General features: G+C 39.4%; 14 protein-coding genes. 12 read left to right on the top strand and 2 right to left on the bottom strand.

Annotation, left to right across the window (positions count from 1 at the left end):
- Positions 1-18 precede the first annotated feature (18 nt).
- Together HMPREF1551_RS07465 and HMPREF1551_RS07470 are read right to left on the bottom strand one after the other, a co-directional pair.
- A complete protein-coding gene (locus HMPREF1551_RS07465; protein WP_034544476.1) occupies positions 19-1,266 on the bottom strand; it encodes an aromatic amino acid transporter in 1,248 nt (415 codons plus the stop codon).
- Positions 1,267-1,277: 11 nt separating this feature from the next.
- Positions 1,278-1,988 carry a hypothetical protein gene (locus tag HMPREF1551_RS07470; protein WP_021628482.1) on the bottom strand — a complete coding sequence of 237 codons (711 nt, stop codon included), beginning with the start codon at positions 1,986-1,988 and terminating at the stop codon, positions 1,278-1,280.
- 82 nt (positions 1,989-2,070) lie between these two features.
- Here HMPREF1551_RS07470 and lptE point away from each other — a divergent pair, with 82 nt between their 5' ends.
- From lptE to HMPREF1551_RS07530, 12 genes are all read left to right on the top strand, one after another.
- A complete protein-coding gene (gene lptE / locus HMPREF1551_RS07475) occupies positions 2,071-2,565 on the top strand; it encodes an LPS assembly lipoprotein LptE (RefSeq protein WP_034544508.1) in 495 nt (164 codons plus the stop codon).
- Complete coding sequence (locus tag HMPREF1551_RS07480; RefSeq protein ID WP_021628484.1) at positions 2,565-3,419, top strand: hypothetical protein; 855 nt, start codon at positions 2,565-2,567, stop codon at positions 3,417-3,419. Before lptE ends, HMPREF1551_RS07480 begins: the two co-directional genes overlap by 1 nt.
- Positions 3,420-3,427: 8 nt before the next feature.
- Positions 3,428-3,775: a preprotein translocase subunit SecG gene (secG, locus tag HMPREF1551_RS07485; protein ID WP_021628485.1), complete on the top strand. Its 348-nt coding sequence runs from the start codon at positions 3,428-3,430 to the stop codon at positions 3,773-3,775.
- 191 nt (positions 3,776-3,966) lie between these two features.
- Entirely contained in the window at positions 3,967-4,833 is an 867-nt protein-coding gene (locus HMPREF1551_RS07490) for a hypothetical protein (RefSeq protein ID WP_021628486.1), read from the top strand.
- A gap of 75 nt (positions 4,834-4,908) precedes the next feature.
- Entirely contained in the window at positions 4,909-5,691 is a 783-nt protein-coding gene (gene mazG, locus HMPREF1551_RS07495; RefSeq protein ID WP_021628487.1) for a nucleoside triphosphate pyrophosphohydrolase, read from the top strand.
- A 245-nt stretch (positions 5,692-5,936) separates the two neighbouring features.
- Positions 5,937-7,592 carry a ribonucleoside-diphosphate reductase subunit alpha gene (locus HMPREF1551_RS07500; protein WP_021628488.1) on the top strand — a complete coding sequence of 552 codons (1,656 nt, stop codon included), beginning with the start codon at positions 5,937-5,939 and terminating at the stop codon, positions 7,590-7,592.
- Between the two features lie 100 nt (positions 7,593-7,692).
- The gene (gene xerD, locus HMPREF1551_RS07505; protein ID WP_021628489.1) at positions 7,693-8,586 is read left to right on the top strand and encodes a site-specific tyrosine recombinase XerD; all 894 of its coding nucleotides are present in this window, start codon (positions 7,693-7,695) and stop codon (positions 8,584-8,586) included.
- A gap of 30 nt (positions 8,587-8,616) precedes the next feature.
- The gene (locus HMPREF1551_RS07510) at positions 8,617-11,097 is read left to right on the top strand and encodes a M1 family metallopeptidase (protein ID WP_021628490.1); all 2,481 of its coding nucleotides are present in this window, start codon (positions 8,617-8,619) and stop codon (positions 11,095-11,097) included.
- 207 nt (positions 11,098-11,304) lie between these two features.
- Positions 11,305-12,111 carry a M48 family metallopeptidase gene (locus HMPREF1551_RS07515; protein WP_021628491.1) on the top strand — a complete coding sequence of 269 codons (807 nt, stop codon included), beginning with the start codon at positions 11,305-11,307 and terminating at the stop codon, positions 12,109-12,111.
- A gap of 116 nt (positions 12,112-12,227) precedes the next feature.
- Positions 12,228-14,351: a Tex family protein gene (locus HMPREF1551_RS07520; RefSeq protein ID WP_021628492.1), complete on the top strand. Its 2,124-nt coding sequence runs from the start codon at positions 12,228-12,230 to the stop codon at positions 14,349-14,351.
- Positions 14,352-14,380: 29 nt separating this feature from the next.
- Positions 14,381-16,429 (top strand): S9 family peptidase, encoded by a 2,049-nt coding sequence (locus HMPREF1551_RS07525; RefSeq protein WP_021628493.1) that lies wholly within the window; start codon positions 14,381-14,383, stop codon positions 16,427-16,429.
- 184 nt (positions 16,430-16,613) lie between these two features.
- On the top strand, positions 16,614-17,229 hold a 616-nt coding region (locus tag HMPREF1551_RS07530; protein ID WP_021628495.1), incomplete at its 3' end, for a tetratricopeptide repeat protein.

Genomic DNA, 17,229 nt, shown 5'->3' on the forward strand with positions numbered 1-17,229 from the left:
TTGTTAAGGTTTATAGAATTATTTTCCACTTGTAAAGCTCGCGATCCATTCCAATTGTATTCCTATTTGAGCAAATATGTTGAGCAGACCAAAGAGGATGATAAAATAAATCATTCCTTTTCCTCCATATACCTTATAAGTGGTCTGGGGAAATTTCTTTCGACTGGCAAGTACCAATAAGGCAGGTACTATGGCAGCCCATAGGGTAGCAGCCAATCCTGCATAGCTGATAGCAGTTACAAAACCATAGGGAAAAGGTAAACTCAGCAGCAGAGGAGGTGCAAAGGTAATCAAAGCAGTTTTTGCACGTCCCCAAGGGGTGTCAGAAAACTTGAAAAGGTCGGCAATATAATCAAAGAGTCCCAAGGTTACGCCTAAAAAAGAGCTGGCAATGGCCATATAAGCGAAGAAATTAAGGGCTATACCTATATAATGAGTGACTACATGACTACTTAAGGCCTCTAAAAGGGCGGCTACATCCCCACCTTTAGTGATGACAGGAGCAAATTCTTCGCGAGGGAGGTTGCCTTGTACAGCCAATTGCCATAGAATGTAGATGAGCAACGCCAAACTTGTACCTATAAAGATGGCTTGCATTACCTTTTGTCCATTACGATCATAGTATTTCACCAAACTGGGAACATTGCCATGGAAGCCAAAAGAGACCAAACATACCGGAAGCGCCGTAAGCAAGTAGGGAAGGTATGGCTCATGACTTTTGTTTTGGGTATCCAACAAAGTATGGAGACTTACCGACCCCAATAACCCCATAGTGGAAAATAGAAAAGCAATAATCATCCCTCCGATAAGAATGGTGCTGAATCTATCTACGGCTTTGGTAGAGAGCCATACAAAAAGGGCAAGAGTTAAGCAGAAAAGCAGAGACCCAATGCTCTTAGAGATATGTATAATTCCCAAGCTATTGATAGCATTCTCAGTGATACTTCCTCCGGAGGTGATATAAGCATAGGTGAGGATATAGAGTACGAAGGCCACTGAAATTCCATTGATAAAGTTCCATCTTTTGCCAAGTAAATCAGTAACAATAGTATCAAAACTGGCGCCAGTGGGGTAGTGTAGGTTGGCCTCTAAGAGCATTAGCCCAGAGGTAGTCATACAGAACCAAGTGTAGAGCAATACCCCTACAGACCCTACAAACCATATGCCAGCAGTGGAAGTAGGGTTGGCTAGCATCCCTGCCCCTATAGCTGTTCCAGCAATAATCATAGCCCCTCCTAGTAGGGAGGGATGTTTTTTGTTTGTCATGTTCCCTTGTTTTAGCTTAACCAATAGAGTAAAAGACCTTGTAGAAGACCATTGATAAGCAATGCCCAAATCAGCCAATAACCGCTCCGTTCTTCTTTCACACTGTTCTTCAAGTAGAGTTGTACTTTTTCATAAAGGGCATCACTCTGTTTCTCATAGCTGTTGAGATTATCAGTGGCATATATATCAGCTACAAAACCAACCATAGGAGTAAAGGATAGAATGAAAAGCAGTGGCTTTTGAAAAGCCTTAGGAACTTTTGGGATAAAGCCTTGGAATATATGATTGAGCTGCTTCCTGCTTACAATTTTTTCGGTAGTATGTGCAGTTTTTTCAAAAATGGCTCCAAAAATCTTATGGATATAACCCTCAAACTGCTTGAAAAGGTAGGAAGCGTATTCTAATTTTAGTAGATCGAATACTTTTTTGATAGCAATAAAAACGAAAAGAATACCTATTCCTACAACAAGTAACAAGAAAAAAAGCTTTTTATAGGCAAAGCTTCTGCTAAAAAACAGATAAATACCTACTAGAAGAAAGACAAAATTCACCACTATCAGAAGAATAATATTCTTGATAGATTTTACGCCAGAGCTAATCCCTAAAAGACTCATTTCTTTGAATATTTGCAAGGGATTTTGAGCTTTTTCCAATCGCTTAAGTTCAGGGCTAAGTTCTACAGAAGAAATGGTTTCTGTATTTATTTGTGAGGTAGATTCCATAAAAGTGTAATTTCTCGGCAAAGATATGAAAAAAAATTTTTTTTATTTAAAATATAGTCGTACTTTTGCCAAAAATTTTTTGTTGAAGAGAATTATTCTATTTTTGTGTTTTTGCTATAGCCTTTCCTCTTGTGGAATTTATAACTTTACAGGAGGGAGTACGGGCAGTGCAAAGACTTTTCAGGTCAATTTTTTTCAAAATAGAGCACCCTTGATAGAGCCAGGGATGGATAGAGATTTTACATTCTACTTGCAAGATCTGATTAATAACCAAACGAATCTTTCCCTAACCACTACAGGTGGTGACTTGGTATATGAAGGGGAAATCACCAATTTTACGATTGCTCCTATGGCGGCCAATGCGCAGCAGCAGGCTGCCCAGAATAGGCTTACAGTAACTATTAATGTGCGCTTTACTAATGCCAAGGATCCTGAAAAAGATTTTGAAAAACAATTCTCTCACTATTATGATTTTCCAGCTAATACACAGCTTAGTGCTGTAAAAAATAGTGCTTTTGAGGCTATATTCGAACGAATAGGACAAGATATTTTTAACGCTTCCTTGGCTAATTGGTAATGACAGCAAAAGACTTATCTCTTATTTTGAAGCAGCCTAATCATATTACACTCTCACAAGTGTATGAATTAGAGAATATTATACATCAGTATCCTTATTTTCAGGTAGTAAAGGCCATCTATCTGAGAGTGCTCTATGCGGAGGAGAGTTATCGCTATAACAAGGAATTGAAGATAACAGCAGCTCATATAGGTAATAGGACTTTATTGTTTGATTTTATCACCTCTTCTGCATTCAGAAATAAGAAAAATGCTCCTAAGAAAGAAGAGATGCCCAAGGCTTATGTGGATGAGGCAATTCCAACTGAGTTTACCACTTATGTAACGGAAGATGCCTTCCAAAAAAAGGAATTTTATCCACAAACTCCTACTCCTTCTCAAGAAACTCAAGGACAAACGGAGAAAGAGGCGCTTCACATGGGGAAACCTATTGATTTCCAGCCTTCAGATAAGCAATCATTTGCCACTTGGCTTGAGGTGACCCGCTATAAGCCTATTGATAGAAGAACCCCACAAGCACCTACCATTGAGCTTCCTTTTGTTGATAAAAATATCTTTGAAGAAGGAGATGAGAGAGTGAAGAAATTTGACCTTATAGACAAGTTCTTGGAGAGCAATCCCAAGATTGAAGTGAATAAAGACTATGATGATGGTTCAAGTGGTATAGAAATAGTAGAGAAAAAGAATATAGGTCAGCAATTTATGACTGAAACTTTAGCAAAAGTGTATTTAGAACAAGGAAAATATGCAGAAGCTATTCAGGCCTATCAGGTTCTGATGCTTAAGAATCCGGCTAAAAGTGCTTACTTTGCTGAACAAATTGCTGTTATTAGAAAATTACAACAAAATAAATAAATTATATTATGTTAGCATTCAACATTGTTTTAGGAATCATCTTATTAGTATCTTTCCTATTGATCTTAGTAATTATGGTACAACAGCCTAAAAGTGGTGGGCTCTCTTCTTCTTTTGGAGGGAACGCACAAGTAGTAGGAGGAGTTAAGAAAACAGGAGATTTTCTTAATAATAGTACCTGGACTTTAGGTGTGGCTCTTATTGTATTATCCTTGATAAGTAATCTTATCCTTAGTGGAAAGCCTCAAGCACAAGGCTCCAGTATTTTTGATGATGTAAAGGTACCTGCACCTGTAGAGAAGCCTGTAGGATCGCTTCCTACTGGGGAACAACCTCAGGGGAACACTCAAAAATAAAACCAATTTAAAATACACATTAAGATTTCTTGATTAGCTAAAAAGTCAGAATAACTATTTTATTTATAGTTATTTATAGAAATGAAAACATAAAAAAACAACTATGTTAATAACTTTTCTAATATGTTTTTTTTAAAATAGAAAAAAATGTGTATTTTTGCAGTCACATAAAACTACAAACTATAAGCAAAATGAGAATAAAATTTCTTCTATTACTGTTAGTAACAGGAATGCAAGCTGTTGCTCAAATAGGTAGCAATACACGTGAAAGTAAGAATAACTTAAAGGAAATGAACCTTTATGGAAAGGTAAAAACTTTTAAGATAACTCCTTACAAGTTAGTAGATTATTTTGGAAAAATCACTAAAGGGGAAAAACAAGATTTTTGGCGTGGTGATGTAGTTATTGTCTTTGATGAAAAAGGCTATAAGGCGGAGAATAATACTTATAACAAAGTAGGGCAGCTCTCCCAAAAAGTAATCTATAAGTATGATGATAAGGGTAAACGACTTTCTCGTGATCTCTATAACTCTTATGGAAAATTGCAAATGAAATTCCTCTATGTATATGATAATAAAGGAGCTAAAACAGCCTATAATAGCTATAGCCCAACAGGAGAAGTGAATGACTCTTACCTCTATAAAAATGATGATAAAGGGCGTATGCTTGAGGAAATTTGGATTAAGAAAGATAAGTCCTTCGGTTCCAAATATACCTATGAATATGACAAGCTCGGTAAGCTAAGTAGGATGTGTCAATATACTATTTCTGAAAATCAGGTAGATAACTGTACATCATACAAATATGACAAGAATGGAAGAATAGCAGAAATAGAAATCTATAGTGGTAACAATGCCCTCTCAAGACGTAGTGTTATTACTTATGATGATAAGGGAAATGAAAAAGAAATCAAATATTATGATGGTAAAGGTATCTTCTTAGAAGAAAGATCTTATACTTATAAATTTGATAATAACGGAAACTGGGTAGAACGTATAGAATCTATCAACCAATTCCCCAAAAGTTTCTTAGAAAGAGAAATTACTTATTATCCATAATAATTTACTTTAATTTGACATATGTTAGAAGTTATTCTTATCTCATAAGAATAACTTTTTCTATTTAGAATAGTTATGAAAACAAGCAGACAAAAACAACTCGAAGCTTTTGGTCGTCTTTTGGATATTATCGATGACCTACGGGAGAAGTGTCCTTGGGATAGGAAACAGACTATGCAAACCCTTCGTCCGCTCACTATAGAAGAGCTATATGAACTCACGGATGCCATTCTTGAGGAGGACTACCAGGAAGTTAAAAAAGAATTGGGAGATATACTCTTGCATATTGTTTTCTATGCTAAGATAGCAAGTGAGACACAATTGTTTGATATTGAGCAGGTAATTGATGCTATCTGTGAGAAACTCATCGAAAGGCATCCTCATATCTATGGAAATATTTCCGTGGACAATGAAGAGCAAGTCAAGCAGAATTGGGAAAAGATAAAATTGCAAAAAGGAAGTAAAGGGGTGCTCTCTGGTGTGCCTAAGAGTCTACCTTCGCTGGTGAAGGCCTATCGTATACAAGAAAAAGTAGCAGGAGTAGGATTTGATTGGCAATACAAGGAAGAGGTATGGGAAAAATTCAAAGAGGAAGTTGCCGAGCTAGAAAAGGAAGTACAACAGAATAACCATGCTTTGGCAGAAAAGGAAATGGGAGATGTCTTTTTTAGCTTGGTTAATTATGCTCGTTTTCTAAAAATAAATCCAGAAAATGCTTTATCCCTGACCAATGAGAAATTCATACAACGTTTTCAATACTTAGAAAGCAAAGCTAAGGAACAAGGAATTGAAATTACCGAACTTTCTTTACAGGAGATGAATCACCTATGGGAAGCCTCTAAACAATACTTTCCTTAAACAATAGTTAATTTTAGATGGTAATTTTTCCTATGATTCAGATATACATTGGATTGTCCTTTAGGGATAAAAAGACTGTGTTAAATCTTCTTGGGAGATGACTATCTTTTGAAGTTTATTTTATATCTTTGCTCCCTCAAAAAGTATAGTTCATTTTAACCTCGTGATACTCTACCTAATATATATTTATTAGGTAGCTTTTTTTACTACAATAACAAATAAATTAAAAAGAAAGGATATAAATAATGAACCAAGAAAATCAAATTTGGTGGCTTAATGACGAATCAGAACAGATTCTCAATCGGGGGTATTTGCTCAAGGGAGAGAGTGTAGAGGGTGCTATAGATCGCATCACAGGAGCTGCCGCTAAACGATTGTATAAGCCTGAGTTGCAGCCTGCTTTTAAGGAAATGATTACCAAGGGGTGGATTAGTTTTTCCTCACCCATATGGGCTAATATGGGAACCGAAAGAGGGCTTCCTATTTCTTGTTTTAATGTACATATTCCCGATAGTATAGAGGGAATCACCCATAAGCTGGGCGAGGTAATTATGCAGACCAAAATAGGAGGAGGTACCTCTGGTTATTTTGGAGAATTGCGCCATAGGGGCTCCGCAGTTACTGATAATGGTAAATCCAGTGGAGCAGTGAGCTTTATGAAGCTCTTCGATTCGGCTATGGATGTCGTCTCACAAGGGGGGGTACGCCGTGGGGCTTTTGCTGCTTATTTGGATATAGATCATCCTGATGCAGAAGAATTCCTCTTGATTAAGGATACGGGTTATCATATTCAAAACCTCTTTTTTGGAGTCTGTGTGCCGGATTATTGGATGCAAGAGATGATAGAAGGAGATCCTGATAAGCGAAAACTTTGGGCAAGGGTTTTGGAGTCTCGTCAGCAGAAAGGCTTGCCTTATATCTTCTTTACTGATAATGTGAACCGTAAGCGACCTCAGGTGTATAAGGATCATAATATGTTCATCCACTCCAGCAACCTCTGTAGTGAGATTATGTTGCCTTCCAGTGCAGAAGAATCCTTTATTTGTTGTCTTTCTTCTATGAACTTGGAGCTTTTTGACGAATGGAAGGATACCAAGGCGGTCAAACTGGCTATATTCTTCCTCGATGCTGTGCTTTCTGAGTTTATTGAAAAGACCAAGGATAACTATTACCTACAATCAGCTCGTAATTTTGCGATACGTCATAGGGCGGTAGGCTTAGGAGTACTGGGATATCACTCTTACTTGCAGAAGAATATGATTCCTTTTGAAAGCTTTGAGGCAACTCAGTTCAATGCCAGAGCTTTTCAACATATACAAACTGAAGCAGAAAAAGCGACCCAAGAATTAGCACACATCTATGGAGAACCAGAACTACTCAAGGGATATGGACGAAGAAATGCCACCACGATGGCCATCGCTCCCACTACCTCCAGTTCGGCTATCTTAGGGCAGGTATCTCCTGGTATTGAGCCTTTCTCAAGTAATTACTACAAAGTGGGACTTTCCAAAGGGAATTTTATGCGTAAAAACAAATATCTCACCCAACTTTTGGACGAAAAAGGGATCAATAACGAGGATATTTGGCGCAGTATTCGCCTCTCCGATGGTTCCGTTCAGCATTTGCAAGAACTCACTCAAGAGGAGAAGAATGTATTCAAGACATTCAAAGAGATTTCGCCTATGGAAATTATCTCTCAGGCAGCACAACGCCAGCAATATATTGACCAGTCTCAGAGCTTAAACCTTAATATACCACCTACCATGCCCGTTAGAGATGTGAATAAGGTGATCATAGAGGCATGGAAGCTCGGAGTCAAGAGTCTTTACTATCAAAGAAGCCAGTCGGTAGCTAAAGAAATGATTATGAACTTCGTTAATTGTAGCTCTTGCGAATCTTAGTTATCAGTTGTTAGTCTCAATAGTTTAATTACTAACACTCGAAAAAATATTACGAATTATTAGTCTTTTTGATTAATAATTCGTATTTTTGCTTTATGGTATGTGGCAACAAGTTTTAAAAGATTTTGAGTACTATTTGAAGATAGAGCGAGGGATGTCCCCCAACTCTGTAGTTTCTTATCTACTTGATATGGAGAAGCTCCTACGCTTTCTATCTATCCATCAGCTTACTGATACCCCAGTCTCTATTACAGCTGATACACTTCGTACTTTTATTTATGAAGAGAGTAAACAGCTTAAAGCGCGTTCGCAATCAAGGTTGATATCTTCTTTGAAGTGTTTCTTTAAGTATCTTATGCTTGAGAATTATCGGGAGGATTATCCCATGGAGTATATGGATACACCTAAGTTCGGGATGAGGCTTCCAGATACGCTTTCAGTGGAGGAGATAGATAGGCTTATTGCGGGTATAGACCTTTCTACTGATGAAGGACATCGCAACCGGGCTATTATAGAGACCCTCTATGGATGTGGGCTTCGAGTCTCGGAGTTGGTGAGTTTGCGCCTATCAGATCTATTCTTTGAAGAAGGATTTGTGCGGGTATTGGGCAAGGGGAATAAGCAACGATTGGTTCCTATAGGGGCTCATACCCAAAAAGAGATCAACAATTATGTACTCCATCAGCGCAAGAAGGTTCCAGAAGTTAAGGAATTTGCCGATATAGTATTTCTTAATCGCCGAGGGAAGCAGCTTACCCGAGCCATGATATTCACTATTATAAAGCGAGCAGCCGAGGCTATAGGGCTTACCAAACAGATTAGCCCACATACTTTTAGACATTCTTTTGCTACTCATTTGTTAGAAAATGGAGCGAATCTCAGGGCTATACAGCTTATGCTCGGGCACGAGAGTATTACCACTACTGAGATATATACTCATGTAGAACACAGCTATCTCTCTCAGGTGATAAATACTTATCATCCTAGGAGGTAAGAAAGAAATATATTTAATTTATTTTGATATATGATACGTAAATATCTATTACTTGCTATGTTGGCCTTCACCTCTTTGGTGGCCATAGCACAGACCGAAACTTCGGGACGAGAGAAAATTTATCACCCCGAAGCTACCAAGTACAACGCTTTGGATCATACGAAGTTAAGAGTTTCTTTTAACTTAGAAAAAAGAGAACTCTACGGAGAGGAATGGCTCACAGCGGCTCCTTACTTCTATCCGACAGACTCTTTAGTCTTGGATGCACAGGCGATGCTCATTCATAGTGTCAATCTCAGTGATAGCAAAAGCACGATAGGTCGTCCGCTTTCTTACAAATATGCTAAAAATAAGCTCACCATTCAATTGGGGAAAACCTACAATCGTGGTGAAAAATATACCGTCTACATCAAATATACTTCCCAACCTGAAAAGGTAGCCGAACAAGGCGGACAAGCCATTACCGATGCTAAGGGACTCTACTTCATCAATCCTACAAAGGCAGATAAGAATAGACCTATCGAAATATGGACACAGGGAGAGACAAAATCCAACTCTGTTTGGTTTCCTACTATTGATGAAACCAATCAAAAATCTTCTCAAGAAATCTATATCACTGTCCCAGAACAGTTTATCACACTTTCCAATGGAGTGCTTACCTCTTCAAAAAAGGATGGAAAAGGCCAACGTACGGACTACTGGGTACTCAAGCAAAAGCATGCTCCTTACTTATTCTTCCTTGGGGCAGGAGAATATGCCCATATAAAAGATACTCCCTGGAGAGGAAAGGTTCCTTTGAACTACTATGTAGAGCATGAATACGCCAGCGTAGCCAAGAGAATTTTTGGAAAAACAGGAGAAATGATGGAGTTTTTCTCTAAATTGCTAAAATATGACTATCCTTGGCCTAAGTATGATCAGATTACTGCTCAGGAATATGTGAGCGGAGCTATGGAGAATACCACTGCTACCCTTCACAGCTCTATGTCTCAACAAACGGCAGAAGCACTTAACGATGAAAACAAATGGGAGTCTGTAGTAGCTCATGAGCTATTCCACCATTGGTTCGGAGACTTAGTAACAGCCGAAAGCTGGGCTAACCTTACCGTCAATGAATCCTTTGCCAACTATTCAGAATACCTTTGGTTTGAGCACAAATATGGAAAAGACTTTGCTGACTACCATATGAATAAGATCCAAACGGGCTATATGAATAGTGATTCGTATAAGAAGCACTTGGTTCGATTTGGTTATGATGCTGCCGATGATATGTTCGATGCAGTATCTTATAACAAAGGAGCAGGTATCCTCCATATGCTACGTAACTACTTGGGAGACAAGGCTTTTTTTGAAGGAATGGCTAAGTATCTCAAGGACAATCAGTTTGGTACTGCTGAGGCACATCAGTTGCGCTTGGCTTTCGAGGCGGTAAGTGGCCGTGATCTCAATTGGTTCTTTAACCAATGGTATTTTAACTTTGGAAATGTGGTGATGACCCCTAAGGTAACCTACGATACCGCCAAAGGAGAAGCCATTCTTGAGATAACCCAAACAGGTGAGTTGGTGTTCCAATTCCCCTTGGAAGTAGATATCTATGACACAGGTAAGTACGAGCGCAAACAAGTATGGGTCAGTGCTAAACCTAAAAATGAATTCCGCTTTAAAGTATCGCCCAACTATCAGCTGATCAATATAGATCCTAGAGGTCTTATCGTAGGAGAGGAAAAATCTTACAAGACTGCCGAGCAATACCTTTTCCAATACCAAAATGCGAAAGATTTTAAGAGCCGCAATCAGGCAGTAGAAGAAGCGGTAGCCAAAACCTATACTGATATACTCCTCTTAGCGCTTGAGGATCCTTTCTTCCGTTTGCGTATCAAGGCCATTCAAGGCTTTGGAAGAGATGGTATGAACTATTGGATTCCTATAGTAGAGTATTTGGCTGAAAATGACCCTGAAAACTTGGTAAAAGCAGCGGCTATTACCCAGCTCTCTCGTCTAAGAGATAACAAATACAAGCCTTTATTCGAAAAAGCAGTGAAGATCCCTTCTCGATCTATCAAAGTAGCTGCTGCTGCTGCCTTAGTAGCATTGGATCCATCCTTAGCAGCTCAATATATTGATACTATTGACCTTAATGTACTCTCTCCAGAGCAATTTATGGTATTTTACCCTTATATGCTTCAAAGTAAAGATGAAAAATACCTTCCTTCCTTGCTTGATAAGGTGATCTATTACCCACTTTATCCTGAAAGCTATCAGGCACCTATCAAGGAAGGATTTGATTGGTTGATGAGTGTAGATAATACAGAACTGACTAAGAAAGTAACCCAAGTGTATGGAAATAAATTTGGTTGGTTCACTGAAGATCAAAAAGAATTATTGAAAAAAGCAGCTGAAGAAGCCTTGATAATCAAAGAGGATTTGCTGAAGAAAAATCCTAATGCTGCCTCTGTAAAAGAACAGATAGAGCTGCTCAAACAAATCAATTGGCAAGCCGATAAAGAATAATACTGTGTTTCCATGAAATTTAGCCTACCTCTCGGGGTGGGCTATTTTTTGAAAGAAAGTAACATATAACTTTTTTAATGATTTATAGACCTTTTTCAAAAATAAAGAGTTTATATAATTGATTTTCAAATATTTATAATTTTATAAATACAAAATAGTTATTTTTAAAAAAAAGCTGTATCTTTGCCCCATTATTTTTATAGAAAGATGAAAAAGATATTATGTATAGGCTTACTAATGGTGCTTGCCGCTTGTAAGACCAATCCTTTTACAGGAAAAAGTACCTTGAACTTTATGTCTAATAGTTCTCTATTTCCTACTTCTTTCTCTCAGTACAATGAGTTTTTGACTACCAATAAGGTAATCAAAGGAACTCCTGAGGCAGAGATGATTAAGCGGGTAGGGGAACGTATCGCTAAGGCCTCCAAACTATGGTTGGATAGAAATGGATATGCAGGGTACCTCAATGATTATCGCTGGGAATACAACCTTGTGGAGAGTAAGGAACTCAATGCTTGGTGTATGCCTGGGGGCAAGATTGTCTTCTATACTGGTATCCTCCCTATTGCTAAGAATGAACGTGGCGTAGCGGTGATCATGGGACACGAGGTGGCTCATGCCTTGGCCGACCATGGGGCACAACGTATGAGTGCCTCTACGATTCAGCAGATAGGTGCTTTGGCTGGTAATGTATTGTTGAGCAATAGCAAATACCTCAACGAGTTCAATACTGCCTATGGTCTCGGTACTCAGGTAGGGGTAATGCTCCCTTTCAGTAGAAGTCATGAGACCGAAGCCGATTCCATTGGACTTCAGATTATGGCCTTGGCGGGTTATGATCCCGAAGAGGGATATAAGCTGTGGGAACGTATGAGTGCTGCCTCAGGAGGGGGAAGTTCCAATTCGCTCCTTAGTACGCATCCTTCCAATGAATCTCGTATCGCCAATCTCAAACAATTGGCTCCCAAGGTAAAAGCGGAAGCACAGAAGTACGGAATTACTCATTTTGAATAGACTAAGAATACAAAGAGGCTGTCCTAGAAGGATAGCCTTTTTTGTGGATATCTTTCAGGCTTCACCTTTTACTTTCTACTTTATTTTCCCTATCTTTGCGCCTTATTTCTCTGTATATGACAAATATCCAATTTATTAAAAATCAAACACAACTGACCGAAAAAGCGATAGAGAACACCCTCGCACTACTCTCTGAAGGCTGTACTATCCCCTTTGTAGCACGTTATCGAAAGGATAGAACAGGCAACTTAGATGAGGTGGCTATCGAGAAAATTGCCAAAACGCAAAATGAGTATGACAATATCGTAAAGCGCAAAGAGACAATCCTTACCAGTATAGAAGAACAAGGTAAGCTAACGGAGGAATTGCGTAGTCGTATTGAAAATTCATTTGAACTCAATGAGTTGGAGGATTTGTACTTACCATATAAGAAAAAACGCAAGACCAAGGGCGATGTAGCCAAAGAAAATGGACTGGAGCCTTTAGCTAAGCAACTGATGAGCCAGCGAGTAACTGATTTGGAACAGCTGGCAGGGCGTTATTTGTCCGAAAAGGTAGCCTCTGTGGAACAGGCACTACAAGGGGCTTCGGATATTATAGCCGAGTGGATCAATGAAAATATGTATGTACGCCGAACCCTTAGAAGGGTCTTCCACCGCAAAGCACTGCTCTGTGCAGAGGTGGCCAAAGGAAAAGAAAATGAGGAAGAGGCACAGAAATATGCGCAGTATTTTGACTGGAACGAACCTCTTACCAAGGCTCCTTCTCACCGGGTATTGGCAATTCTCCGCGGGGAAAAAGAAGGCTATATCAAAATGAAAGTGGAGGTAGAACCCGAAGAAACGCTTCCTTTTATTGAAGAAACAGTGATAAAAGGCAGTGGAGAGGTCGCTGATTTTCTTAAAAAGACGGTCAAAGATAGCTACAAACGCCTTTTGGAGCCTTCAATCTCCAATGAGACTCTACAAGAAGCCAAGGATAAGGCCGATGCCAAGGCTATTTCAGTCTTTGCAGAGAACCTCTCTCAGTTACTTTTGGCTTCTCCCTTAGGAGAAAGACGTATTTTGGCTATAGATCCAGGGTTCCGTACCGGTTGCAAGGTCGTTTGTTTGGATGAGAAGGGAGATTTGCTTCACAATGAGACGATTTACCCACATGCCCCCCAGTATGAAACGGCCTTATCCTCTAAGATAATTCGAGCCATGGTGGAGCGTTACCAAATAGAAGCTATTAGTATAGGTAATGGTACAGCTTCACGAGAAACGGAGCACTTTATCAAGCAGATTTCTTTTCCTCATCCGGTACAGATTTTTGTAGTGAGTGAGGCGGGGGCATCGGTATATTCGGCCTCCAAGATAGCACGTGATGAATTTCCTGACTATGATGTAACAGTGCGTGGGGCGGTCTCCATTGGACGCCGCTTGGCTGATCCCTTAGCTGAATTGGTTAAGATAGAGCCCAAATCCATCGGGGTGGGGCAGTACCAACACGATGTGAATCAGTCTTTGCTCAAGCAGGAACTCGATGCTACTGTAATTCGCTGTGTGAACAAGGTGGGGGTGAACCTCAATACCGCCAGTAAGTCTTTGCTCAGCTATGTATCAGGGATAGGAGAGAAGATGGCTGAAAATATTGTGGCTTATCGCTCGGCCAATGGGGCTTTTTCTTGCCGAGAAGATCTTAAGAAGGTACCTCGCTTGGGTGATAAGGTTTATCAACAGGCGGTGGCTTTTTTGCGGGTACATCACAGTGATAATCCTTTGGACAACTCCGCGGTACACCCCGAGGCCTATCCTATTATCAAGCAGATGGCTAAGGACTTAGGGGTCTCTGTCGAAAAACTCATAGGAAATAAGCAGGCTATAGCCGCCATTGATATCAAGAAATATCAAACTCCTGAAGTAGGCGAACTTTACCTTAAGGATGTACTGAAGGAATTGGAAAAACCAGGGCTGGATCCGCGCCAAGGGGCAAAGGTATTTGAGTTTGATCCTAATGTAAAGACCTTTGACGATGTACGTGTCGGTATGGTGCTTCCAGGAATTGTCAATAACATCACTGCCTTTGGCTGCTTTGTGGATATAGGAGTCAAGGAAAGCGGCTTGGTACATATCTCCCAACTCAAGGAAGGTTATGTATCCGATGTCAATGAAGTCGTCAAGCTCCACCAACAAGTACAAGTAAAGGTTATAGAAGTGGATACCGCTCGTAAGCGTATCTCGCTGAGTATGATACTCTAATCAGAATTTACAATCTAAAGAAGAGAACTATGATGCCACCCAAAGCACCTAAAAAAGAAAAGGTATTAGAAATACATAACGATAAACGTATAGATCCTTATTTTTGGCTTAATGAACGAGATACTCCAGAGGTATTATCCTATTTGGAAGCAGAGAATGCCTATTTCACCGAGCAGATGAAGCATACAGAAGCTTTCCAAAAAACACTCTTAGAGGAGATGAGAAGCCGAATTAAGGAAGATGACGAATCTGTACCTTACAGATATAACGGCTATTGGTATTATTCTCGTTTTCAGCAAGGGAAGGAATATCCCATCTATCTTAGGCGGGAGGATGTCCCCAATGCTGTAGAGGAGGTACTCTTTGATGTAAATGAGATGGCCGAGGGACATAAGTTCTACCAGTTTGCTGAATTTTCGGTAAGTGGGGACAACCAATGGGCTTCCTTTTCAGTAGATACAAGGGGGCGACGTATGTATTCGCTCTTTATCAAGAACTTACGAACAGGAGAAATCCTTCCTGTGGAGATAAAAAATACAGATGGAGGAAGCTGTTGGGCAAATGATAATCAAACCATTTTCTATACTAAGATAGATCCCCAAACGCTTCGCTCTTATAAAATCTATCGACATCAGTTGGGAACCTCTACCAAGGAAGATGTCTTGGTATTCCATGAAAAGGATGAAACGTTTAACACCGGGATATTCAAGTCTAAGTCAGAGAGATTTCTTATTATTCAGTCGGATAGTACCCTTTCTTCAGAGAGTCGTTTCTTGGAATCGGCTACTCCTACAGGGGAATTTAAGATTTTTCAGCCACGTGAAAGAGGATTGGAATACGATATAGCTCATTATGGTGATTTTTTCTATGTTCTAAACAATGCAGAAAGCGCTACCAACTTTAAATTGGACAAAACACCTATTGAAAAGACTGAAAAAGCGTATTGGCAACCAGTGATTCCTCATCAGGAGGCCATTCGTTTGGAGGAAATAGATATATTCAAGGAGTATTTGGTCGTTACACAGCGATATAATGGTCTCTCTCAGATACATATTATACGTTGGGATGGCCAGGGGGAACATTATTTGCCTTTTGATAATGAGACTTATACCGCCTCCACAGGACTTAATTTGGATTTTGATACCGAGATACTTCGTTATACCTACAATTCTATGACGACCCCTTACTCGGTGATTGATTATAATATGCGCACCTCAGAGAAACAGGTTATGAAGGAGCAACAGGTATTGGGGGGCACATTTGACAAGGAAAACTATACCTCCGAAAGGCTTTGGGCAATAGCGGCCGATGGTACTCAAATTCCTATTTCTATAGTCTATCGCAAGGGAATAAAGCGAGATGGCTCCTCTCCTTTATTACTCTATGGCTATGGTTCTTATGGGATTACCATAGAGCCTTCGTTCTCTACCACACGCCTTAGCTTATTGGATAGGGGCTTTATCTTTGCAATAGCTCATATTCGTGGAGGAGAATACCTGGGACGTCCTTGGTATGAGGCTGGAAAGTTACTCCATAAAAAGAATACCTTCACCGACTTTATAGATTGTGCAAAGTATCTGATAGCGAACCAATATACCTCCGCTGCTCATTTGTATGCCATGGGAGGTTCTGCAGGAGGCTTACTCATGGGAGCGGTAATCAATCAGGCACCGGAACTTTTTCATGGTGTGGTGGCCAATGTTCCTTTTGTGGATGTGGTAACCACTATGTTGGACGAGGAGATTCCCCTTACCACAGGCGAATATGACGAATGGGGCAATCCTCATCAAAAGGAGTATTACCACTATATGCTCAGTTATTCTCCTTATGATAATGTATGTGCGCAGGAATATCCTAACTTGTTGGTACTCACCGGTTATCACGATTCCCAAGTACAGTATTGGGAGCCAGCTAAGTGGGTGGCTAAGCTTAGAGAACTCAAGACAGATAATAACTCCTTGCTATTCTATACAGATATGAGTTCGGGACATAGTGGAGCCTCTGGACGTTATGAGTCTCTCAAGGAAATAGTACGCGAATATGCCTTCTTATTTGATTTGGAACATATACAGCAATAAGTATTTAAAAAATCCTCTTTTTATAGGGGATTTTTTTATTTTGTACCTATTGGTAGAAAAGAAAAAATAATTTAGCAATTTGTATAGATTATATCTATTAAAAGTATTAAAATAAAGACAAAAAAGAATTTTAATGCGAATAATATCGTATTTTTGCAGGAGAAAAACCAATAATTTTACTATCATGAAAGGATACTACCTACTGATATGGCTCTTCCTCCCTATATCCCTATTGGCTCAAGAAGAAAAAGAACTCTCTAAGAAAGAACAAGCAAAGATAGAGAAATTAGAGAGACAATCGCGCCTCTTTGCCTATGAGGGGTATCAGGCGCATAAGGCACATAAGCTTTCTGAATCTGAAATGGATTACCGAAAAGCAATCTCTAAAAATAGTGAGAATACTATCGCTCGGTATAATATGGGCGATGTACTCTATTCCCAAAAGGCTTATGAGGAGGCGGCAAATCATTTCAGGGAAGTCACCATGAGTAAAAAAGCAAGCAAAGAAGAAAAACACAAGGCTTTCCATAACTTAGGAAACTTGGCTATGGAAAATAAAAAATATGAAGAAGCAGTACAATACTACAAAGAGGCCTTACGCAATCAGCCCTCTGATGATGAAACCCGTTATAACTTAGCCGTTGCTAAAGAAAAACTGGATCAACAGAAGAAAAACGATAATAAAGATAACAAAAACAATAAAGACAATAAGGACAATAAAGACAATAAGGACAACAAAGACAATAAGGACAACAAAGACAATAAAGATAACAAAGATAATAAGGATAACAAAGATAATA

This window comes from Capnocytophaga sp. oral taxon 863 str. F0517 (assembly GCF_000466425.1).
Classification (GTDB): domain Bacteria; phylum Bacteroidota; class Bacteroidia; order Flavobacteriales; family Flavobacteriaceae; genus Capnocytophaga.